Source organism: Hymenobacter arizonensis (genome assembly GCF_900115775.1).
GTDB lineage: Bacteria > Bacteroidota > Bacteroidia > Cytophagales > Hymenobacteraceae > Hymenobacter > Hymenobacter arizonensis.
In genome coordinates this window covers 465013-486651 of the sequence record NZ_FOXS01000001.1, presented here as the reverse complement: position 1 = coordinate 486651, position 21639 = coordinate 465013, and the positions used below count along the sequence as shown (strand labels likewise).

The 21639-nt window shown below is 55.9% G+C and carries 21 protein-coding genes; 13 read left to right on the top strand and 8 right to left on the bottom strand.

What is annotated here, in order from left to right:
- From BMZ66_RS02045 to BMZ66_RS02030, 4 genes are all read right to left on the bottom strand, one after another.
- Entirely contained in the window at nt 1-747 is a 747-nt protein-coding gene (locus BMZ66_RS02045) for an SDR family NAD(P)-dependent oxidoreductase (RefSeq protein ID WP_092668451.1), read from the bottom strand.
- A gap of 79 nt (nt 748-826) precedes the next feature.
- Complete coding sequence (porT, locus tag BMZ66_RS02040; protein WP_092668449.1) at nt 827-1633, bottom strand: type IX secretion/gliding motility protein PorT/SprT; 807 nt, start codon at nt 1631-1633, stop codon at nt 827-829.
- Nucleotides 1582-2310, bottom strand: coding sequence for a bifunctional demethylmenaquinone methyltransferase/2-methoxy-6-polyprenyl-1,4-benzoquinol methylase UbiE (gene ubiE / locus BMZ66_RS02035; RefSeq protein WP_092668447.1), 729 nt, complete (start codon nt 2308-2310; stop codon nt 1582-1584). The genes porT and ubiE overlap by 52 nt, the downstream gene beginning before the upstream one ends.
- 175 nt (nt 2311-2485) lie before the next feature.
- Nucleotides 2486-4744, bottom strand: a complete 2259-nt coding sequence (locus BMZ66_RS02030) for an OmpA family protein (protein WP_177204558.1) — start codon at nt 4742-4744, stop codon at nt 2486-2488.
- Nucleotides 4745-5178: 434 nt separating this feature from the next.
- On the opposite strand from BMZ66_RS02030, the gene yihA reads away from it, so the two are divergent.
- From yihA to BMZ66_RS02015, 3 genes are all read left to right on the top strand, one after another.
- A complete protein-coding gene (gene yihA / locus BMZ66_RS02025; protein WP_092668445.1) occupies nt 5179-5799 on the top strand; it encodes a ribosome biogenesis GTP-binding protein YihA/YsxC in 621 nt (206 codons plus the stop codon).
- Between the two features lie 75 nt (nt 5800-5874).
- Complete coding sequence (locus BMZ66_RS02020) at nt 5875-6318, top strand: energy transducer TonB (RefSeq protein ID WP_092668443.1); 444 nt, start codon at nt 5875-5877, stop codon at nt 6316-6318.
- Nucleotides 6319-6431: 113 nt separating this feature from the next.
- A complete protein-coding gene (locus tag BMZ66_RS02015; RefSeq protein ID WP_092668441.1) occupies nt 6432-6986 on the top strand; it encodes a DUF5606 family protein in 555 nt (184 codons plus the stop codon).
- A gap of 75 nt (nt 6987-7061) precedes the next feature.
- Here BMZ66_RS02015 and fbp read toward each other — a convergent pair whose 3' ends face one another.
- Nucleotides 7062-8087: a class 1 fructose-bisphosphatase gene (fbp, locus tag BMZ66_RS02010; RefSeq protein WP_092668439.1), complete on the bottom strand. Its 1026-nt coding sequence runs from the start codon at nt 8085-8087 to the stop codon at nt 7062-7064.
- A gap of 188 nt (nt 8088-8275) precedes the next feature.
- Here fbp and BMZ66_RS02005 point away from each other — a divergent pair, with 188 nt between their 5' ends.
- The 5 genes from BMZ66_RS02005 to rsgA all read left to right on the top strand — a co-directional run bounded on the left by BMZ66_RS02005 (nt 8276) and on the right by rsgA (nt 13445).
- Nucleotides 8276-9553, top strand: a complete 1278-nt coding sequence (locus BMZ66_RS02005; RefSeq protein ID WP_092668437.1) for an aspartate kinase — start codon at nt 8276-8278, stop codon at nt 9551-9553.
- A 138-nt stretch (nt 9554-9691) separates the two neighbouring features.
- Nucleotides 9692-10465, top strand: coding sequence for an enoyl-CoA hydratase-related protein (locus BMZ66_RS02000; RefSeq protein WP_092668435.1), 774 nt, complete (start codon nt 9692-9694; stop codon nt 10463-10465).
- A 123-nt stretch (nt 10466-10588) separates the two neighbouring features.
- Entirely contained in the window at nt 10589-11182 is a 594-nt protein-coding gene (locus BMZ66_RS01995) for a peroxiredoxin (protein ID WP_092668433.1), read from the top strand.
- A 47-nt stretch (nt 11183-11229) separates the two neighbouring features.
- Nucleotides 11230-12480: a 3-deoxy-D-manno-octulosonic acid transferase gene (locus BMZ66_RS01990; protein ID WP_092668431.1), complete on the top strand. Its 1251-nt coding sequence runs from the start codon at nt 11230-11232 to the stop codon at nt 12478-12480.
- Nucleotides 12477-13445, top strand: coding sequence for a ribosome small subunit-dependent GTPase A (gene rsgA / locus BMZ66_RS01985; RefSeq protein ID WP_177204557.1), 969 nt, complete (start codon nt 12477-12479; stop codon nt 13443-13445). The genes BMZ66_RS01990 and rsgA overlap by 4 nt, the downstream gene beginning before the upstream one ends.
- Nucleotides 13446-13521: 76 nt before the next feature.
- On the opposite strand, the gene BMZ66_RS01980 is transcribed toward rsgA, so the two are convergent.
- A complete protein-coding gene (locus tag BMZ66_RS01980) occupies nt 13522-14148 on the bottom strand; it encodes a fasciclin domain-containing protein (RefSeq protein ID WP_092668429.1) in 627 nt (208 codons plus the stop codon).
- Between the two features lie 185 nt (nt 14149-14333).
- On the opposite strand from BMZ66_RS01980, the gene BMZ66_RS01975 reads away from it, so the two are divergent.
- On the top strand, nt 14334-14792 hold the full coding sequence (locus BMZ66_RS01975; protein WP_092668427.1) for a peptidylprolyl isomerase: 459 nt from the start codon (nt 14334-14336) through the stop codon (nt 14790-14792).
- A gap of 105 nt (nt 14793-14897) precedes the next feature.
- Here the strand turns inward: BMZ66_RS01975 and BMZ66_RS01970 are convergent, their stop codons facing one another.
- Nucleotides 14898-15476, bottom strand: a complete 579-nt coding sequence (locus BMZ66_RS01970; RefSeq protein ID WP_092668425.1) for a DUF3109 family protein — start codon at nt 15474-15476, stop codon at nt 14898-14900.
- Between the two features lie 102 nt (nt 15477-15578).
- On the opposite strand from BMZ66_RS01970, the gene BMZ66_RS01965 reads away from it, so the two are divergent.
- The 4 genes from BMZ66_RS01965 to BMZ66_RS01950 all read left to right on the top strand — a co-directional run bounded on the left by BMZ66_RS01965 (nt 15579) and on the right by BMZ66_RS01950 (nt 21177).
- Nucleotides 15579-17825: an ATP-dependent helicase gene (locus BMZ66_RS01965; RefSeq protein ID WP_092668423.1), complete on the top strand. Its 2247-nt coding sequence runs from the start codon at nt 15579-15581 to the stop codon at nt 17823-17825.
- Between the two features lie 191 nt (nt 17826-18016).
- Complete coding sequence (locus BMZ66_RS01960) at nt 18017-18745, top strand: DUF4290 domain-containing protein (protein WP_092668421.1); 729 nt, start codon at nt 18017-18019, stop codon at nt 18743-18745.
- Between the two features lie 120 nt (nt 18746-18865).
- The gene (gene murA, locus BMZ66_RS01955; RefSeq protein ID WP_092668419.1) at nt 18866-20170 is read left to right on the top strand and encodes a UDP-N-acetylglucosamine 1-carboxyvinyltransferase; all 1305 of its coding nucleotides are present in this window, start codon (nt 18866-18868) and stop codon (nt 20168-20170) included.
- Between the two features lie 257 nt (nt 20171-20427).
- Nucleotides 20428-21177: a DUF4349 domain-containing protein gene (locus tag BMZ66_RS01950; RefSeq protein ID WP_177204556.1), complete on the top strand. Its 750-nt coding sequence runs from the start codon at nt 20428-20430 to the stop codon at nt 21175-21177.
- Between the two features lie 98 nt (nt 21178-21275).
- Here the strand turns inward: BMZ66_RS01950 and BMZ66_RS01945 are convergent, their stop codons facing one another.
- Complete coding sequence (locus BMZ66_RS01945) at nt 21276-21614, bottom strand: phage holin family protein (protein WP_092668415.1); 339 nt, start codon at nt 21612-21614, stop codon at nt 21276-21278.
- Between the last annotated feature and the right edge of the window lie 25 nt (nt 21615-21639).

Below are 21639 nucleotides of genomic sequence, written 5' to 3'. Positions count from 1 at the left end.
CTACTTCCGCACAATGGTAGTGGCCGCGCCTTGCGCGCCGGCCAGCACCAGCACTTCGGCAATGGTCACGTGCGGCGGTCGGGTCACCATAAACACGATAATTTCGGCGATGTCCTCCGGCAGCAAGGGCTGAAAGCCTTCGTACACCTTAGCGGCTCGGGCTTCGTCGCCCTTGAAGCGCACGCGCGAAAACTCCGTTTCCACGGCTCCTGGGTTTATTTCGGCTACGCGCACGCCGGTTGGCAACAGGTCCAGCCGCATGGTTTTAGTGAGCATGGCTACTGCGGCTTTGCTGGCGCAATACACATTGCCATTGGCGTAAGCTTCGTGCCCCGCAATTGAGCCCACGTTCAGAATAAAGCCTGTCTGCCGGGCCGTCATGCCAGGCAGCAGCGCGTGCGTTACGTTCAGCAAGCCCCGCACGTTAGCATCCAGCATTTGGTCCCAGTCGGTTGGGTCGCCAGTCTGAATGGGTGCGAGCCCATGCGCACCACCCGCGTTGTTTATGAGCACATCGGGGGCCTGCAATTCAGCTGGGAGGGTGGCAATAGCTGCCTGCACCGCCGTACGGTCTCCCACATCAAATACCAGGGTGTGAACCGGCACCGGCGCCAACTCGGCTGCCAGCGCTTCCAGCCGCTCGCGGCGCCGCCCGGTCACCACCAGTTGAAAGCCGGCTCCGGCCAGGGCTACGGCCGAGGCGCGGCCAATACCCGACGAAGCGCCGGTTATAAATGCAGTCCGCATGGGTATGGAATGTAGGTTTTTGGGGGCTCGTTGTGCGCTACCCACAACTGGTAAGCGGGAGACACCGAGCACCCAAAAACTAGTTTTGAATATTTATATACAGCGTCACCGAGTTAGTACTCATGCTCTGCAGACTGCGGCTGAACACGTCCTTATCGCCAGCCACCAGCAGGTTTCGCAGGCCGTGCGAAAAACGCAGCTCCGGCGCCAGCTTAAAGAGCGGGTAGAATAAGTCAAGCCCTACGCCGTACTCCAACGTCAGGTCGTTGTTGAGCGCGCGCAGTTGGTTGCGCAACGGGTCGCTGCGGCGGTTGCTGGCCGTTAGGGTGGGGCTGAGACCGGCAATCATGTATACCCGGCTGTTGCGGCGGCGGTCCGACTGGTATTTAAGCAGCAACGGAAACTGAATGACGGTAGAAGTCACCTCCTGCGTCACAATAGAATCCGGATTGGCATAGCCCCGCGGCCGAAACTCAACGCGGCGAGTCAGGAACGTAACCCCCGGCGCAAAGCGCAGAATGAAAGGCGACTCTGGATTGCCCAACCGGGCATCGCCAATGAACCCCACTCCCAAGCTTGGGCTGACCACCGAGGTGGCGGTGATGTTTTGGTTATTAATGTAAGTCTGCGACTGCTCAATAATAAACCGCGAACCCGTGAAGCCGATGTACATGCCCGGATGAAACCACCGCTCATCATAGGCCGGCAGGTTTTTCACCGTAATGGACTTCACCGTACCTCCCTTGCCGCGGGTGGCCTTGGCGCTGGCTTTGCGCTGCGCCATAGCAGCTGTGGGCACCAGCAGCCCTAACAGGCCCAGCAGGGCAAAGCGCTTTATTTGTGCGCCGTGTAAATGGAGCTGATGCCGAATGTGAGTGGTTGCCATGCAGGTTCTTTAAAACCGACTTTGGTCAGAATTGCCAGGAAGTCGGTGCCGTCGGGAAAAGCCTGCACGGAGGCAGGCAGATAGGTATAAGCCGATTGGTCTTTGGAAATCAATTTGCCAAAGACGGGCAGCACCCGTCGGAAGTAAAAATTATAAGCTTGCTTGAGCGGAAACGCCGTGGGCTTGCTGAATTCAAGGATAACGAGCTTGCCGCCCGGCCGCAGCACGCGCAGCATCTCGGCCAAGCCAGCTTCCAAGTGCGCAAAATTGCGCACGCCAAAGGAGGCCGTTACGGCGTCAAACTCCCCGTCGGTAAAAGGCAGGTTCTCCGAGTCGCCCAGCTCCAGCTGGATGCGGTGGCCCAAGCCTTTGGCGGCCAGTTTACGCCGCCCCACTTCCAGCATGCCTTCCGAAATGTCCACGCCCGTCACGTGAGCATCGGCCGCAGCCGTGCGCAAGGTCTCAATGGCAAAGTCGGCAGTGCCGGTGGCAATGTCCAAGATGCGCGCCGGACGCAGGGCTTTCAGCTCGTCCACGGCTTTGCGCCGCCAATAGATGTCGGTGCCCGCGCTGAGGAAGTGGTTGAGGAAATCGTACTTGCCCGCGATGGAGTTAAACATCTGGGCAACCTGCGATTTCTTATCGGCGGAATTGTCTTTGTAAGGTACTACAGCCATGAGCGGGCGCAAAGAACGGAAATGAAGCGAGAAAATTGTTCTCCCCCAACGCCCAATTGGGGGGTATTGTTAGCAGAACCGGCCATAAATGCGCCCAACTGCTCCGGCAAAGCTCATAAAAAAAGCGGGCCGGACAATTTGCCCGGCCCGCTTCCCTTGTTAAAGGCCAACGCGACTAGTCGACTTTGGTCTTGATTTTGGTTTTGTTGCCATCGGCATCCTTGGCTTTGCCATCCAATTCACCATTCTTGGTTTTGGTTTTGGTATCGCCTTCGGGGCTCTTGGTTTTAACTTTTACTTTGTCCGAATCCTCATCCACTTTGGTTTTCACCTTGGTGCCGTCGGCCAGTTTCACTTTGCTCTTGCCGGGGGTCAGCGGAGCGGCAGTGCGGGAGGCGCCAGCGCCCGAGCGGGTGCCAGCACCAACGCCGGTGCCGGTAGTGCTCGTGGCAGCAGGATTCAGGGTAGGCATGGTTTCACCTTCCTTCAGCACAATTCTAAACTCGTCGCGGCGGTTGAGCTGCATGTTCTCAGGCGAATCATTCGGCGCAGCCGGACGACGCTCGCCGTAGCTCACCGTCGTCATGCGCGTCTCGGCAATGCCCTGCTTCTTGAGGTAGTTATAGGCTGCCTCGGCGCGGTTCTGGCCCAATACCATGTTGTACTCGTCGGTGTTGCGCGAGTCGCAGTGGCCTTCAATCGACATGTTGATGCCGGGGTTAGCCTTCAGGACGTTGCTGATGTTGTTCAGCTCCTTAATCGACTCCGGACGCAAACGGTACTTATCGGTGTCGAAATAGATATTGGCGAAGGCATTTCTGGCCGTCGTATCGATGTAGTTCACGTAGAAGTTTTTCGTGATGGTCGTCGAGTCATTCGTCGACACGGGCACGGCAAACTCCTGAGTTTCGATGTTCTGACCATCTTTGCTTACGGCCACCTGGTAGGTACGGCCCGAAAGCACGGCCACTTGGTAAGCACCATCAAATTTGGTTACGTCGCGGAAGCTCAGAGCCGTTTTGTCGGCTTGGGCACCGCTGAACACCAACTCAACGCCGGGGATAACTGTGGTGCTGTCGCGCGACGAGAACACCTTGCCCTTGATGGTAGCGTTCTTGATGTAGTTGATGGTGTAGATGTCCTTTTCACCGTAGCCACCGATGCGGTAAGAGCTCAAGTAAGCGTACGAGCCATCGGGGCTCAAGCGGTAGTAAGAGTCATCATCAGGCGTGTTGATGGGATAGCCGAGGTTTTCGGCTTGCCCCCAACGACGGGTCTCAGGGTTGTACTCCGACTTGAAAATGTCGTAGCCGCCCATGGTGTTGTGGCCGCGCGACGAGAAGTACAGCGTCTTGCCGTCCTGGCTCAGGTACGGGCTGTCGTCGTCGTACTTGGTGTTGATGGCACCACCCAAAGACTTGGCCGGGCCAAAGTCAGCCGTGATGGAAGGACGGGTCGACACGTAGAGGTCGAGGGTTCCGTCTTCCGAGTAGCGGCCGGTCGAGAAGTAAAGCGTCAGACCGTCCTGCGTGATGTAGGCGTCGCCTTCGTACGACTTCGAGTTGATGTTGCTGCCCAGAGGCTTAGGAGCTGTCCAGTCACCATTGGGGCCTCTTTCTGCTACAAATATGTCGCCGTTGTTATCGTTGCGATACATCAGCAGCTTGGTGTCGTTGTCGAACAGCTGAGTCGAAGCATCGTGGCCACGGCCGTTGAGCGCAGCGCTCAGCGAGCGGGGCTGCTCCCAGTTCTCGTCGTCAATGCGCTTGGCTTCGAAGATGTCTTCGTAGTACTCGCCATCAGCCGCAATGCTTTTGTTTTTCTTGTCGCTCACCTGGCCCGTTGCGCCGGTTACTTTTTCACCGCGCGAGGTAAAGATGAGAGTCTTGTCATCTGACGAGATTACGGGGCTGTGCTCCGAAAACGGCGTGTTGATGGTAGGCCCAAGGTTCTTCACGAAGATGTCCTTCGGCGAGTTGAACTGCACCTTGGCGTTCTGGCTGTGACGAATCAGCTGAGCCAGTTCCTCTTTGCGCTGGTCGTTCTTTTTCAGCGTGGTGTTGTACGCCTGGAAGTGGGCTACGGCCTCATCAAAGTTGTAATTGAGGTGGTCGACCCGGCCCAGCCAGTACTCCACGTCCTTCGAAACCTTGGGCTTCAGTTTTTGCGCCTTGTAGATGTAGTCGCTGGCCTTTTCCTTGTCGAACGACATGTAGGAAATACCGGCGTTGAACAGTGCTTTGGCGTTGTTCGGGTCTTTGGCAAGCACCTTCTCGTAATAAGGAAGCGCGGCGCGGTAGTTTTCCTGCTCGAAGAACTTGTTGCCGGTCTTGAGGTCCTTACGCGTGCTTTGCGCCTGGGCCGGAGTGGCAATAGCGGCGGTGAGGGCAACGGCGCACGACGCTTGCAGTAACCTTCTGGATAAGTTGTCCATTGGAGGAGAAGTTTGAAAAAAAGAAATGCTGAAGGGTTTTGAAGAGAAACGCGCCGCGGTGCGGTAGGGCTACGGGCTATTTTTTTGGGCTTATACTGAAAAACTGCAGTAGGGTTAGGCTTTAATCCCTGTTTATATAGAAGGTAACCGTGTGAAAGAGGTTGGCACCTTGTCTTATAGAAAGTCAATGGCAGCGCATTGACGGGCAAAGATAGGTTTTTTGCTTACTAAAAGCTCTTTTCAGCAAATTTTGAGCCATTCGACACCGTATAATTACAACAGCACGGGCCTACTGCATTGGAAGGCTTGCCGCGCAAATATAGAAGCATCAATGAAATAGCAATTCAAAGCCGGTTTTTATTTGCTCAGACGCTCCTTTGTTTTAAGCTGTAATTTTGCAGCTCTTTCCTTATCGCATTTTTACTTGTCAATCAATGATTATTCGTGACGCCCGCTTCCTTACCAGTAATTCACGAGCGGAGCTGTGCCCGGCCCCTACCCTGCCCGAATACGCCTTTATTGGCCGTTCCAACGTTGGCAAATCCTCGCTCATCAACATGCTCACCGGCCGCAACGGCTTGGCCAAAACCTCGTCGTCGCCCGGTAAAACGCAGCTCATCAACCATTTTATAATTAATGACCAATGGTATCTGGTCGATTTGCCCGGCTACGGCTATGCCAAAGTGAGCAAAACTTCGCGGGCCGAATGGGCCCGCATGATTAATTACTATTTGCGCAACCGCCCCAATCTGATGTGTGTGTGCGTACTAATTGATTCGCGCCACGCGCCTCAGCCCGCCGACCTCGAATTCATGGAAAAACTCGGCGAAGAAGGCATTCCGTTTGTGATGATATTTACCAAAACAGACAAACAGTCGACGGCCCAAACCAAGGCGCTGGTGACTTCTTACCTGCAAAAAATGAGCGAAATTTGGGACGAGCTGCCTCGCTATTTCCAGACCTCGGCCGAGACGGCCTTGGGCCGGGAAGAAGTGCTCGAATTCATTGCCGAAGTGAACAAAGAGTGGGTCGCGGGTGCTGAACCTAATTCATAAATTGGCCCTTTTATTGCCAATAGCCGTGCGCTCTATGCGCCTCATTTCCGTTGTATTCCCGCCCACACTTATAAGATGATTAAAAAACCATCCTTTCCGCAGCTGGCCCTGGGCTTGCTGCTGGCAGCTGCGGCACCGGCCGCGGCGCAAACGACTCCCGCTTCACAAGGCGAAACGGGCGCCGGTATCGCCTCGGCAGGCAAAGTGATTCCCGTAGCCGAATACTACGAAGGCGGCCAGGAGGCCATGTATGCCTTCATTGCCAAGGAGTTGAAATACCCGCTCATGGCCAAGCGTAACCGCATCCAGGGGCAGTGCATTGTCAGCTTCACCCTCAACCCCGACGGCACCATGCAGGGCGTGAAATTGGTGAAGCAAGTAGGCGGCGGCACTGGCGAAGAAGCTTTGCGCGTGGTCAAACTGCTCAAATTCAAAAAGCCGGAGTACCCCATTCTCACCAGCCTGCCCATCACGTTTAAGCTGGGCGTGACCGGCTCGAACGCCGCGGGAGGAGAATAAAGCGTAATTTTGAATGAGGAATGCAGCATGTGGGATTGAGGAACCGGCCGCCATGGTCCTAGTCCTTTGTTCTTTATGCTGCATTCCTCATTTTTCATTTCATATTAAAGAAGATGCCCTACGAACTGCAAGAGTTAGCCGCCATCAGCGGTATGCCTGGTCTTTACCGCTTAGTGCGCGCCGCGCGCCACGGCGTGCTGGTGGAAAGCCTCGACGAGAAAGCAACCCGCACCCTGGCCCCGGCCCGCAATAAAGTGTCGCTGCTGTCGGAAATCTCCATTTATACGCAGGACCCCGAAGAGACCGTACCGCTGACGGAAGCGTTCGAGCGCATTTACCAAAAGCACGGCGCTACGGCTCCCGTAACGTCCAAATCGAGCGAAGGCGAACTCACCGAATTCATGGCGAGCGTCATTCCCGACTACGACCGTGACCGCGTGTATCTGTCCGACATCAAGAAGCTGGCCACCTGGTTTGGCATCGTGAGCAAGCACGTTCCCTACCAGGAAGCCGCTACTCCGGCTACTACCGACCAAGCAGCCGACACTGAGCCAGCTGCCGAGGAGCCGCTGAGCACCGGCGGTGTTATCGCCGCTTCCGACGAGGCCGCCAGCGCTGAAGGCAATCCTGAAGCTGCTCCCAAGAAGAGCCGCAAGAAAGCTGAATAGTCTGAACAACGCCCACGCAAAAAAGGCCGCTCCTGATGCAGGAGCGGCCTTTTTTTTGTGAGATATGTAGCTGTTTTACTTAGCAGCCACGGTCTTCGGTTGCTTCTCTTTGGCCAGGAAAGCCTCAGCGGCTTCCACGAGTTCCTTGCTGCCGATGAAAACGGGGCAACGCTCGTGCGGCGTTTTAGGCTCGATTTCCATGGTGCGCTGGTAGCCGTTGGAGCTCTTGCCGCCAGCCTGCTCTACAATGAATGCCAAGGGGTTGCACTCGTACATCAGGCGCAGCTTGCCTTGGGGGCCCTTAGCCGTAGCAGGGTAAATATAAATACCGCCTTTAAGCAGGTTGCGATGGAAGTCGGCCACCAGCGAACCGATGTAGCGCGCCGAGAAGCTGTTGTCTTTGCAGTGCTTTACGAAAGCGGCTACCCCAGCCGAGAAGGAATCGGAGCTGCCTTCATTGATGGAGTAGATGTTGCCGGTTTTGGGCGTGGCGATGTCAGGGTGCGAAAGGAAGAATTCGCCCAGCGAATGCTCGTAGGTGAAGCCGTTCACGCCGTTGCCAGTGGTGTACACCAGCATGGTGCTGGAGCCGTAGATGACGTAACCGGCAGCTACCTGGTGCGTGCCGGGCTGCAGGCAGTCAGCTGCGGTGCCTTCGCGGCCGGTGGGCGACACGCGGCGGTAGATGCTGAAGATGGTGCCAATGCTCACATTTACGTCGATGTTCGAGGAACCGTCTAGCGGGTCGATGGCCACCACGTACTTGCCTTGGTTGTTGCCGGTCTGAATCATCTCATCGTCTTCTTCCGAGATGATGGTGCAGACCTCGCCGCCGTTGCGCAGGGCCCGGATAAAGCGGATGTTGGCAATGACGTCGAGCTTTTGCTGGTCCTCGCCCTGCACGTTGCGGTTGCCATAAGCACCGGCAATGTCAATCAGGCCCGAGCGGTTGATTTCGCGGTTTACAATCTTAGCAGCCAGTGCGATATCGCGCAGCAGCTGCGACAATTCACCCGTGGCATAGGGAAAATCCTCCTGCTTGCGCATGATGAAACGGTCGAGAGTAGTGCCGACAGGCAGGGCCAGTTTATTGTGGTCCATAATAATTAGAAGGAGCGGAATGAGAGGGCAGGAACGCAGGACAAAGCTACTCTTTCGGGACTGAAATTTTTGCTGCCAGCAAGCCCTTGTTGGAGAATAGGGCCAATATGAAGAAGACTGGCTGGTGTTGATTGAAGTTCTGTGCATCGGTTCGGCAAAGCCTGCCCGGTCTCCTACCTTTGCCGCACATGGAAAATGTGCAGGTTTATAAGTTTGGCGGAGCATCGGTGCGCGATGCCAACGCAATCAGGAACTTGGAGGGCATTGTGCGACGCTACGGCAACCAGCAACCCTTGGTCATTGTGGTTTCGGCCATGGGCAAAACCACTAATGCCTTAGAGCAGCTGTTTCAACTGGCGCACTCCGGCCAGCGCTACGAAGCACCGCTCGCAGAGCTACGCGCCTTTCATGAAAACGTGGCCACTGAGTTGGGCATCAACAATGATTCAGCCGGACGGGCCAGCACGCCTGCCCCTACCCTGGCCGACATGTTCACGGACCTCTCCGACCGCCTGGCCACGGTGGGCTACGGCGACTACGACCGGCAATACGACCAGATTGTAAGCTTTGGCGAGCTGCTGGCCACCTGCATAGTGGCGCGAGCTATTGGCGCGCAGTGGCTCGATTGCCGCCCCCTCATTCGCACCGACCACACCTGGCGCGAAGGCAGCCTCGACTGGCCTACTACCGAGCTCAACATCAGCGCAGCCCTGCCCGAACTGCTGGCCCAGGGGCCGGTTCTTACCCAAGGTTTTTTGGGCGGCACGGCGGGCGGGGCTACCACCACCCTCGGCCGCGAAGGCTCCGACTACACGGCCGCCATCTTTGCTTACTGCCTGCGGGCGGCGGGAGTCACCATCTGGAAAGACGTAGCCGGCCTGCTCAACGCCGACCCCAAACTGTTTCCGGATACGGTGCGCTATCCCGAAATCAGCTACCGCGAAACCATCGAAATGGCCTATTACGGAGCTTCGGTCATTCATCCCAAAACGCTAAAGCCCCTGGCCGACCGTGGCATTCCGCTGCGAGTTAAGTCATTTTTGGAACCCGAAGCCGAGGGCACACTCATTCACGAATGCCAGCATCCGGCCCTAGCGCCGGCCTTCATCTGCAAAGCCGACCAGTGCCTGCTTTCCTTCGAGAGCAAAAACTTTGCGTTTATCTCGGAAGAAAATCTGGAGGTGATTTTTGGGGCGTTGGCGCAAGCCAAGCTTAAGATTAACCTCATGCAGAACTCGGCTATCAGCTTTTCGGTGTGCACCGACTTTTCGGAGCGCCGGGTACATAAGCTGATGGATGTGCTGCGCGAGCATTTCACGCTGCACTACAATACGGGTCTGATGCTCTTCACCATCAAAAACTACGATGCGGCCAGCATTGCCCGCCTCACGGAGGGCAAACGCTTGCTCTTGGAGCAGCGCACCCGCAACACATTTCAATTTGTTTGCAAGACGGAGGCTCCGTAGAACGTCATGTCGAGCGTAGCCGAGACATCTCGCATGGGACTGTAACTCAATTAACAAGGATTACTTCAGCACGCGAGATGTCTCGGCTACGCTCGACATGGCGGGCTTTTAATCACAAATCCCACTCACTCATTACTCATGGAATTCATTCTTGTAACTCCCCAGTCGCGGCCCGGCGTAGCGCTCATCCAGCTCAATCGGCCCAAAGAGCTCAACGCCCTCAACCTGCAGCTAATGCAGGAAATCCGCGATGCCCTGAAAGCCCTGGACGAGGACGAAGCCGTGCGCGTGGTGGTGATAACCGGCAACGAGCGGGCTTTCGCCGCAGGCGCCGACATCAAGCAGATGGCCGGCAAAACGGCCATCGACATGCTCATCACCGACCAGTTCAGCACCTGGGACCAGATTCGCAAGTTCCGCAAGCCGCTCATTGGAGCGGTTTCGGGCTTTGCGCTGGGCGGCGGCTGCGAGCTGGCCATGACTTGCGACATGCTGGTGGCCTCGGAAACGGCCCAGTTTGGACAGCCCGAAATTCGCATTGGCACCATGCCCGGCGCGGGCGGCACGCAGCGCCTCACCCGGGCCGTGGGCAAGGCCAAAGCCATGGAAATGGTGCTCACCGGCGAGTTTATCTCGGCGCAGGAAGCCCACCGGGTGGGCTTGGTAAACCGCGTGGTGCCCGTGGGCCAGTACCTGGAAGAAGCTTATCGATTGGCGGCCAGCATCGCAGCAATGTCGCCAGTAGCTGCCCGCCTGGCCAAGGAATCGGTAAATCGGGCTTTCGAAACGCATCTGGACGAAGGCTTGCACTTCGAGCGCAAAAACTTCTATCTCACCTTCGCTTCCGAAGACCAGAAGGAAGGCATGGCCGCGTTTGTAGAAAAGCGCAAGCCCGAGTTTAAGGGCCGTTAATCTGTAAGAAGCGGTGAAATGTGCGGGAGCACGCCACTATTCCCGGCCTTGCTTACGTACACATCAGCCCTGCTTTTTCAGGACAGATTTTTTGCCTCTTTTCACTTCTTATAAAATTTTAGAATGTCAGTTCTTGTCGGCAAGCGTGCCCCTTCTTTTAAAGCCACTGCAGTAATTGATGCCACCTTCGAAGAAGACTTTTCGCTGGACCGCTACTTGGGCAAAAAGCACGTGCTGTTCTTCTTTTACCCAGCCGACTTTAGCTTGGTTTGTCCCACTGAAATACTGGCTTTTCAAGACCGAATCGAAGAATTTGAGCGGCGCGGCGTGGCCGTGGTGGGTTGTTCTACCGACTCGCAGTACTCGCATTTGGCTTGGCAGCTGAAGCCACGCGACCGCGACGGCATTGCCGGCGTGAAATACCCGCTAGTGGCCGACGCCACGAAAACCATCTCTGCCAACTACGACGTGCTAGGGGGCCATTACGATTACAACGCCGCCGGAGAAATGACTTTTGTGGGGTCGCCCATGGCCTACCGGGGCTTGTTTCTTATTGATAAAGATGGCATTGTGCGTCACCAGCTGGTCAACGACCGGCCGCTGGGCCGCAGCCTCAACGAGGCCCTGCGTATGATTGATGCCCTGCAGTACTACGAGAAGAATGGCGAGGCCTGCCCCGTGGATTGGGAATCCGACTCGCACGACACGCACTTGTAACCAAGGCACGGCCGTTAAGCTGGGCCTGTATTGCGTAATTTTGGAGCTTGCTGTTTCTCTATAACATTGCCTTGGGCCTCTATGGCCTGTTGCTGCGGCTGCTGGCGCCGTTCGTACCCAAAGCGGCGGCTTGGGTAGCGGGCCGGCGCGGGCTGTTGGCGCACATCCGTCGCACCATCGGCTCCGACCCCGCGCCGCGGGTATGGTTTCACTGCGCCTCGCTGGGCGAGTTCGAGCAAGGGCGCCCGCTGCTGGAAGCGTACCGCCGCGCTCATCCCGGCACCAAGCTGGTGCTCACGTTCTACTCACCTTCGGGCTACGAAATTCGCAAGGACTGGCCGGGCGCAGACTACATCTTCTATCTCCCGCTCGATACCCGGAGCAACGCCCAAGCGTTTCTCGATGTGGTGCAGCCCCGGCTGGTAGTATTTGTGAAATACGAATTCTGGTACCACTTCCTCAACGAGGCACACCGACGACGGATACCCGCCGTGGTGGTATCCGCCATTTTCCGGCCTGACCAAATTTTCTTCAAGGCGTGGGGCGGCTTTTTTCGCCAAATCCTTAACCGTTTTGCCCACATTTTCACTCAAAACGAAGCCTCTGCCAAACTCCTGCGCGACATCGGCATTAAGCAGGTGAGCGTAGCCGGCGACACGCGCTTCGACACGGTGGTGGCTACGGCTGCCGCCGCGCCGCGCTCCCTGCCTATTGTGGAGGCTTTCGTGGCCGATGGCGCTCCGGTGCTGGTAGTGGGCAGCAGTTGGCCCGAAGATTTGCCGGCCTTGGCGCCGCTCATTCGCCGGTATCAACCCGAATTGCGCGTGCTGGTGGCTCCGCATGAAATCACCGAGAACAACCTCCGCTTGGTGGAAACCACCTTTCCGGGCTTGGTGCAGCGCTACTCCCAGGCCGACGCAGCCACGGTGGCCCAATCTCGCATTTTGCTTTTCGACAACATTGGCCTGCTAAGCCAGCTTTACCGTTTTGGCAGGTACGCTTATATCGGCGGGGCGTTTGGCAAGGGCCTGCACAATACTTTGGAAGCAGCCGCTTTTGGCCTGCCCCTCTTTTTTGGGCCCACGTATGGCAAGTTTCAGGAAGCAGTTGAATTAGCAGCGCTAAAATGTGCTTTCCCCGTCCAAAATGCCGAGGAACTGGAATCAGCCTTCACGTATTTGTGGCATAATGAAGAAGCGCGCCTGCGGCTGCAAGATGCCATGCTCGACTACGTGCACGGCCAGTCGGGCGCCACTAGCACCATCATGGCCGCTCTGCCCGGCCTCCACCGCTCATGAATCCCGATACCTCTCCCACCGCTACCCCCAATGCCCTACTGCACGGCACCGTAGTTAAATCTACGGGCTCTTGGTACGTAGTGCGCGGCACCGAAACCGGGCAGCTTTACCGCTGCCGCCTGCGGGGCAAGTTCAAGATTAAGGGCCTAAAGGTGAGCAACCCACTGGCGGTGGGCGACCACGTTGAATTCACGGTAGAAGCTCAGGGTGAGGGAGCGGCGGTGATTTCTACCATTGTGCCGCGCCGCAACTACATCATTCGGCGCTCGGTGCACAAAACCGGGCATTCGCACATCGTAGCCGCCAATTTGGACCAAGCGCTGCTGGTAGTCACGCTGGTATCGCCGGCCACGTCGTTTGGCTTTATCGACCGCTTTTTGGTCACGGCCGAAGCCTACCACGTGCCGGTAGCGCTACTCTTCAATAAAACCGACCTCTACGACGCCGACGGATTTGAGTACCAGGCCGAGATAGCGGGCATGTACGCAAGCTTGGGTTACCCCAGCCGCACCTGTGCCGCTACTACCGGGGAGGGCGTAGCCGAAATCGACCAGTTGCTTGACGGCAAAGTGAGTCTGCTCGCTGGCCACTCTGGTGTGGGCAAAAGCACCCTTATTAATGCCCTGGTACCCGACCTCGACCTGAAGACCGCCGAAATCAGCGAGTTTTCCGACAAAGGAGTGCACACCACAACGTTTGCTGAAATGCTGGAAGTGCGCCCCGGCACCTTCATTATTGATACCCCCGGAATTAAAGAATTAGGACTAGTAGATATGCCTCCTGCGGAACTGGCCGGCTACTTCCCCGAGATGCGCGCCCTGCTCAACCAATGCCGCTACCATAATTGCCAGCACACCCATGAGCCGGGGTGCGTAGTGCGCGAAGCCGTGGACCAGGGCCGCATTGCCCTACCCCGCTACGACAGCTACCTCAGCATGCTCGCCGGCGAGGACAATCGGCACTAGCCGATAACATGGTTGCATAAAAAAGCCCCACCAGAATTAACTGGTGGGGCTTTCTTTGGGGTTAGCAACCGAAAGCTTACTTGCCCTTAGGCAGAATCACGCCATCAATAACGTGGGTTACGCCATTGCTGGAAATAACGTCGGCAATTTGTACAGTGGCAGGAGCATCTTTGCCATTGCTCACCATCACGCTACCGTCTTTTACCGAGATGCGCAGCTTCTCGCCATTCACGGTGGTCAGTTCCTGGCCGTCTTTCAGGTCAGCGGCCACCAAGCGGCCGGGGATTACGTGGTAGGTAAGCAAGCCAGCCAGCTTGGCTTTGCTGGCGGGGTCCATCAGGCCGGCTACGAAGCCTTTGGGGAGCTTGTCGAACGCAGCGTTGGTCGGCGCAAACACGGTGAAAGGGCCCGGGCCGCTCAGCGTCTCAGCCAGGCCAGCCTGCTTCACAGCAGCAACCAGAGTGCTCACGCTTGAAGCAGCAGCGGCATTTTCTACAATGTTTTTGTCGGCTGTCATGGCTACGCCGTCAACCATTACGCCTTCAGGCTTGGCCATACGGGACGAATCGCCTTCCATCGCCATGTTGGAATCGGTCGTTTCGGTGGTAGTGGCGGTTTCGGTAGTGGCAGTGTCGGTGCCGCAGCTAGCCAGCATGAGCGACGTGGCTAGAGCAGCCATCAGGGGAGCAATTTGCTTTTTCATGAACGGGGTTGTGAAAGATGTGGTGAAAATGAGATGAAAGTGAAGATGTTAAGGAGTGTAGTTGAGCTTACGAAGAAGGAAACCCCTCCGGATGTTTTGCAACGCAGCCTATTTCTTACCTTCGTACTATCGTAAGCATCTCCTTGTTTCCGTAAAATCCCACTTATCCGCCAAACCCGCGATACATGAAAACTGCTGAAATCCACACCAAAAAAGGTGTAATGAAGGTTGAGTTTTACGAGCAAGACGCTCCTAAAACTGTAAAGAACTTTATCGACCTGGCTGAAAAAGGCTACTACGACGGCCTGAAATTTCACCGCGTCATTCCCAACTTCGTGATTCAGGGCGGCTGCCCCAACACCCGGGCCGGCGCAAAAGGCGCGCCTGGCACCGGCGGCCCCGGCTATAAAATCGACTGCGAAACCAGCGGCAACAATCAGTACCACGAGCGCGGCGCCCTGAGCATGGCTCATGCTGGCAAAAACACCGGCGGCTCGCAATTCTTCGTGGTGCACGACCGCCAGAACACCGCCCACCTCGACCGCGTGCACACCGTGTTCGGTAAAGTAGTGGAAGGCGTTGAGGTTATCGACCAGATTCAGGCCAACGACGAAATCGAGAAGATTGTAGTGAAAGAGGCGTAAGCTTTTAAAGCCTCCGTCATCCTGAACGCAGTGAAGGACCTTATCACGCTAGAACAAGTCGTTCTAGCGTGATAAGGTCCTTCACTGCGTTCAGGATGACAGAAACTACTTCTTAAAGGGCGTCGGGTTCTCAATTTCCCGCACCAACTCGCCGTACCAGCCTTCACCGTACTTGCGAATAAGTGGGTCTTTCAAAAATTGATAAACCTTCACCCCAAGTGTGCCACCAAACGCACACGCCGGGTTGCAAATACCCCACCGGTCGTAATTCAGGGCATCAAAGCCGTCGTATTTCGTAATGCGAATCGGATACAAGTGGCAGCTTATGGGTTTTTTGAAAGTAGTAGCGCCAGCCAGGTACGCCTGTTCGATGCCGCATTTCAGGATGCCGCGCTCATCGTAGAGCGCGTAAGCGCACTCCTTGTCGTCAATCGTTGTTGTGCTGAAGTCGCCTTCCCAGTCCTTGATGTAAAGGCCTTGGGCTTCAATGGCTGCCCGGCCAGCATCGGTGAGGAAGGGCTTGATGTTGGCGTACTCCTGCTCCAGAATCTTAAGTTCGGGCTCTTCGAGGGGCGCGCCGAGGTCGCCCTCCACGCAGCAGGCGCCTTTGCACGCTTCGAGATTGCAGACAAAAAAATTGTCGGCGATGTCGTCAGAGATGACCGTTTCTTGAATAATAATCATTAGTACAAAGATAACCCCGACGGCGGGGTCAGAAATTCATTGCGCCCCCTACTTAGTGGGCCGTATCTTTGTCAACCGCCCCCTAGGCGGCTTAATTCGCAGATGGCACTAGATTATTTATCCCTCCTGAATGGCTCACAGGCCGCCGCGGTAATGCAAACCGAAGGCCCGTGCATGATTATCGCCGGTGCCGGCTCGGGCAAAACCCGGGTACTCACCTACCGCATTGCCAACCTGTTGGAGAAGGGCGTCGATCCATTCAACATCCTCGCCCTCACCTTTACCAATAAGGCCGCCAAGGAGATGCGCGCCCGGGTTGAGAAAGTAGTAGGTCCCGCCGCCCGCAACCTCTGGATGGGCACGTTTCACTCGGTATTCGCGAAAATCCTGCGCTCCGAGGCCGACAAGATTGGCTATCCCCGCAGCTTCACCATCTACGACACCCAGGACTCGAAGACCCTGATTGGCCAGATTGTGAAAGAACTGGAGTTGGACGACAAGCTTTACAAGTCCAGCCTGGTGCTCGGCCGCATCTCAGCCGCTAAAAACAAGCTGATTTCGGTAAATCAGTACCTCAACGACGCTGCCATTAAGGCCGACGACGAGGCGGCGCTCCGCCCCAAAATCGGGGTGCTTTACCAGCAATACCAGCAGCGCTGCTTTAAGGCCGGTGCCATGGACTTCGACGACCTCCTCTTCAACACCAACGTGCTGTTCAAGGAACACACCGACGTGCTGAACAAGTACCAGAATATGTTCCGCTTTGTGATGGTGGACGAGTATCAGGACACCAACTATTCGCAGTATTTGATTACTCGCAAACTCGCAGCGAAAGAGCGGAATATTTGCGTAGTGGGCGACGATGCGCAGAGTATTTATGCCTTCCGCGGTGCTGACATCACCAATATTCTCAATTTCGAGAAAGACTACCCGGAACTGCAGGTATTTAAATTGGAGCAGAATTATCGCTCCACTAAAAACATCGTGTGGGCGGCCAATTCGGTAATTAAAAACAACCAGGCGCAATTGCGTAAGGATGTTTTTTCGGAGAACGAAGACGGCACCCTGATTGAGGTCCTGAAAGCCGCTTCCGACAACGAGGAGGGCAAATTGGTGGCTAATTCCATTTACGAGGACAAGATGAATGGTCATCTTTCCTACGACAATTTCGCCATCCTCTATCGCACCAACGCGCAAAGCCGCGCAATGGAAGAAGCGCTGCGGAAATTAAATATTAAATACAAAATTGTTGGCGGCCTGTCGTTTTATCAGCGCAAGGAAATCAAGGATTTAGTGGCCTATTTGCGCCTGACCGTCAACCAAAACGACGAGCAGGCCTTGCGCCGGGTAATTAATTATCCCAAGCGCGGTATTGGCGACACCACCATTAGCAAACTGATTACCACGGCCGACGAAAACAACCACACCCTGTGGGAAGTGGTGGCCAACGCCGACCAGTTTATGCCTGCCCGGGTATCGAACCCCGTGGTGGGCTTCGCGGAGAAAATCAAGAGCTACATGGTGATTGCGGAGAAAGAGGACGCCTTTGAGGCCGCCAAATTCATCGCCAAAAACTCTGGCATGCTCGAAGAGCTGTATGCCGATAAGAGCATCGAAGGCCTTTCCCGCTACGAAAACATGCAGGAGCTGCTCAACGGTATCAAGGAATACGTCGACGACCCCGAGCGCGAAGACAAGAGCCTCGGCGCTTTCCTGCAGGACATTGCCCTTGTAACGGACTCCGACGTAAAGGATGCTCAGCAAGACGGCGAAGCGGTGACGCTGATGACCATTCACTCGGCCAAGGGCCTGGAATTCCGCAACGTATACATCGTGGGCATGGAGGAAAACCTCTTCCCGAGTCAGATGATGATTACCTCGCGGGCGGACCTGGAGGAAGAGCGCCGTTTGTTCTACGTGGCCATCACCCGAGCCGAGAAGAAGCTTACGCTGAGCTATGCAACGTCGCGCTACCAGTGGGGCAACCTGCGCAGCTGCGAGAAGAGCCGCTTCCTGGATGAAATTGACCCGCAATACGTTAACTTCAAGTTCGCGGCCGGGCCGGGCGCAGGAGAGTCGCCGTTTCAACACGTATTCGAGCGTCGCTCTAACCTGATTCCCACGGCGCCTCGTAAAGTGCAGGCGACCAAGTATATTGCCCCGGCCGACTTCACGCCCTCCGATACTTCCAACCTCCAGAGCGGGCAGCGCGTAGAGCATGCCAAATTCGGCTTTGGCGTGGTAAGCCAACTCGAAACCCAACAAGGCACCACCAAAGCCACTATTCAGTTTGAGGAAGTGGGCGAAAAGGTGCTGTTGCTGAGCTTTGCGAAGCTGCGGGTACACTAATTAGGAAGCATCTATCTTCATTGAGTCATGCTAAGCTTGCCGAAGCATCTCCACCGCAATAGCAAATTACTGCTTGGTAGAGATGCTTCGACAAGCTCAGCATGACGCGCTAAGATTTCTACCTTCCCGAGCCAACCACAACCGTATCTTTGGCCTGAGCTCTGCCGCCGGCCGCGCTCCTATAGCTTTTTATGACCGACCTCACCACCCTGCCCTTCCACTTGCAACTGCTGGTGCGCGAATACGGGCATAGTACCTACCAGCTTATTCTGGGCTTGGCAGCAATTGAAGACCCAGCCGAGCGCACCAAGCGGGCCGGGCAAATTGTGCAGCTTATGCTGCGCCTGCAGCCGGCCTTGCGTGAGCTGCCCGAAGTGCAAACCCGCCTCTGGAATCACCTGCACGCCATGGCGGGCGAAGAAGTAGCTCTCGACGCTCCCGTGCCACTGCGCAGCCTCACGGTGCGCACCGAGAAGCCTACTCGCGTTCCCTACCCACGCCAGGCACCTAAGCTACGTGCTTACGGTGCTGCAGTCGAAGCCCTTATTGCGAAGGCCGTCACCATTGAGGATGCTGCGGAACGCGAACAAGCCACCGTGCAGATTGGCCGGACAATGAAGTTCCTGTACCGCCAGCACAACAAGGAAAACGCGAAAGATGTGACCATCCTACGCCATTTGGGCGAGCTCTCAGGTGGTCAGCTCAAGCTTGACCCGGCCGTGGTGGACAGTGAAAATCTATTCGAAATGCCTGTGGGCACTGGTCGGACCCAAGCCTTTATTGTACCCCAGCCCCAGCAGCGCGAAGGCCGCGACCGGCGCGAGGGCCGCGACAACCGCGAGGGTCGCAGCGGCTTCGGCAACAAAGGCGGCAAGAAGCGCAAAAAAGGCCGTCAAGAACCCCAGCAGCCTCCTCAGTAATTTTTATGCTGTTAGCTAGTAGCTGTTGGCTGTTAGCTAAGTCCTGCCTAAGCGGGTCAATCAGCAATCATTTTTTTAGTTGCTATCAGCCAACAGCTATTAGCTAACAGCTCCAGATAAATGGCAGCATTTGAAGTACGCGGCGGCAAAGCCTTGCGCGGTGAAATCACGCCCCAGGGCGCCAAAAACGAAGCCCTCCAGATTCTTTGCGCCGTATTGCTCACGTCCGAGCCGGTTACCATTAGTAACATCCCGGACATTCGCGATGTCAACAAGCTCATCGAACTGCTGCGCGACCTGGGCGTGAAGGTGGGCAAGCTGGCCACCGATACCTACATTTTCCAGGCTGAAAATGTAAACTTGGATTACATGGATTCGCCCGAATTCATTGCCCAAGCCGGCGCTTTGCGTGGCTCGGTGATGATTCTCGGCCCTATGCTGAGTCGTTACGGCCGTTGCCAATTGCCCAAGCCCGGCGGCGATAAAATTGGCCGCCGGCCGATGGACACGCACTTCCTGGGCCTCGAAAAACTAGGCGGCAAGCTCACCCTCGAAGGCCTGGATTTTTACCGCATCAAAGCCGATGGCAAGCTGAAAGGCACCCATATGCTGCTCGACGAAGCTTCGGTAACGGGCACGGCTAACATCCTGATGGCGGCCGTACTGGCCGAAGGCACCACCACCATCTACAACGCCGCCTGCGAGCCCTACCTGCAGCAGTTGTGCCGCATGCTGGTGCGCATGGGCGCCAACATTCAAGGCATCGGCTCCAACCTGCTCACCATTGAAGGTGTAGAAAGCCTCGGCGGCACCGAGCACCGCATGCTCCCGGATATGATTGAAATCGGTTCCTTCATCGGCCTTGCGGCCATGACGGGCTCCGAAATTACCATCAAAGACTGCCAGATTCCGCAGCTCGGCCTCATCCCCGACACCTTCCGCAAGCTGGGCATTCTGATTGAATTCCGGGGCGACGACATTCACATTCCGGCCCAGCCGCACTATGAGATTGCCACGTACCTGGACGGCTCCATCCTCACGGTGAGCGACCACACCTGGCCCGGCTTCACCCCCGACCTGCTTAGCATTGTGCTGGTAGTAGCCTGCCAGGCCAAAGGCACGGTGCTCATTCACCAAAAGATGTTTGAGAGCCGCTTGTTCTTCGTGGACAAGCTCATCGACATGGGTGCCCAGATTATTCTCTGCGACCCGCACCGCGCCACGGTTATCGGCCTCGACCAGGCCAAGCAACTCCACGGCATCACCATGACCTCGCCTGATATCCGGGCTGGCGTGGCGCTGCTCATTGCTGCGCTCTCAGCTGAAGGCACCAGCACCATCCTCAACGTGGAGCAGATTGACCGCGGCTACCAGTTTATCGACCAGCGTCTGAATGCGTTGGGTGCGGATATTCGGCGCATTTAAGCCAGTACGATTTTAATTTATGGAAATGCCCGGCTTACAAGTCGGGCATTTTTATTTTGAAGTATATGGGTTACTAATGATTGTGCGTTGGAATGAAAGTAGCTGCGCAGCTTCTGTTTCAGGTTTCACTCTAATGCCGATGAATCATGAAGTACACCCCAGGAATCGTCCTTGAGCTGGCAGCGCTTATGAGCAGCTGCAGTCACGAGAATAAACAAACTGCCGAAAGGAGCAGTGTGAGGCTGGAAAGCGTAGCCATGAGCGCACCACCTCCCATGCAGGCAGATGAGCCCGATAAGGCAGAAATGATAGGACCTGCATTGCCTACGCCAACGGCCGCCGTGGTTGCACCCGCGCGACGTTTGATTTACCACGCCGATTTACGGGTGAAAGTAGATAACCTGCCACAAGCCAGCCGGCGGCTCGACAGCTTAGTGCAACGCAATGGTGGCTATCTGAGCGCAGCGAGAGAGATACGCGAGGACGACGAGTGGCGGCAGGCCATGACCATTCGGGTGCTTCCCTCCCGCTTTCGCGCCATCATGTCGGCTTTGGGAAGCTTGGGAACGGTAGAAGAAAAGCGTATAACCACCGACGACGTCACGGCCCAACACGCCGATATTTCGGCCCGGCTTGCCACCAAGCGCGTGGTGGAGCAACGCTACATTGCTTTGCTGGCACGCGCCAAGAAAATCAGTGAGGTGCTGGAGGTAGAAGGGAAAATCGGGGAAGTACGTGAGGAAATTGAAAGCACCGAAAGTCGCCTCAAAACCCTTAACGATGAAGTAGCTTATTCTACCATTTCCTTGGTTTGCTACCAAGCCTTAGCCCAACCCGTTCCCGATGCTCCTATTGTATCGTTCAGCAGCCGGTTGGTCGAATCCTTTTATACAGGCTGGACCCTCATCACCAGTTTACTGATTGGGGTGGTCACCATTTGGCCATTCCTTTTGTTAGGTGGCTTTGCATTGTGGGGCGTGAAGCGCTGGAGGAGTAGACTGGCATAATGCTCTTTTAACACTCATTACTGAACTAATGAAAAAGCCCCACTGGCGTGACTTTGAATTAAGTCACGCCAGTGGGGCTTTTTCGGAAATACTTAAAACTAGTCTACCACCAAATCCACAACAGCATTTACAATTGACAGCGCAATGCTGAATAGCAACGCATTGAGCAACCCATGAACATCAAAGCTGCTCATCAGGAAATCGGCCAGCTTCACAATGATGACATTAATGACTAGCAGAAACAAGCCCAGCGTGAGAACCGTGATGGGAAAGCCCAGAATTTTCAAAATGGGTTTAACCACGGCGTTCAATACGCCGAGCACTAGTACCAGAATGGCCGCGCTGCCGAAGCCGCCCAACACCACGCCCGGCAGCACCATGCTGAGGCCGTAGACGAGCACTGCGGTGAGAATGAATTTGAGGATAAAACCAAGCATTGGAACAAGGGTTGAGGTGAAAGAA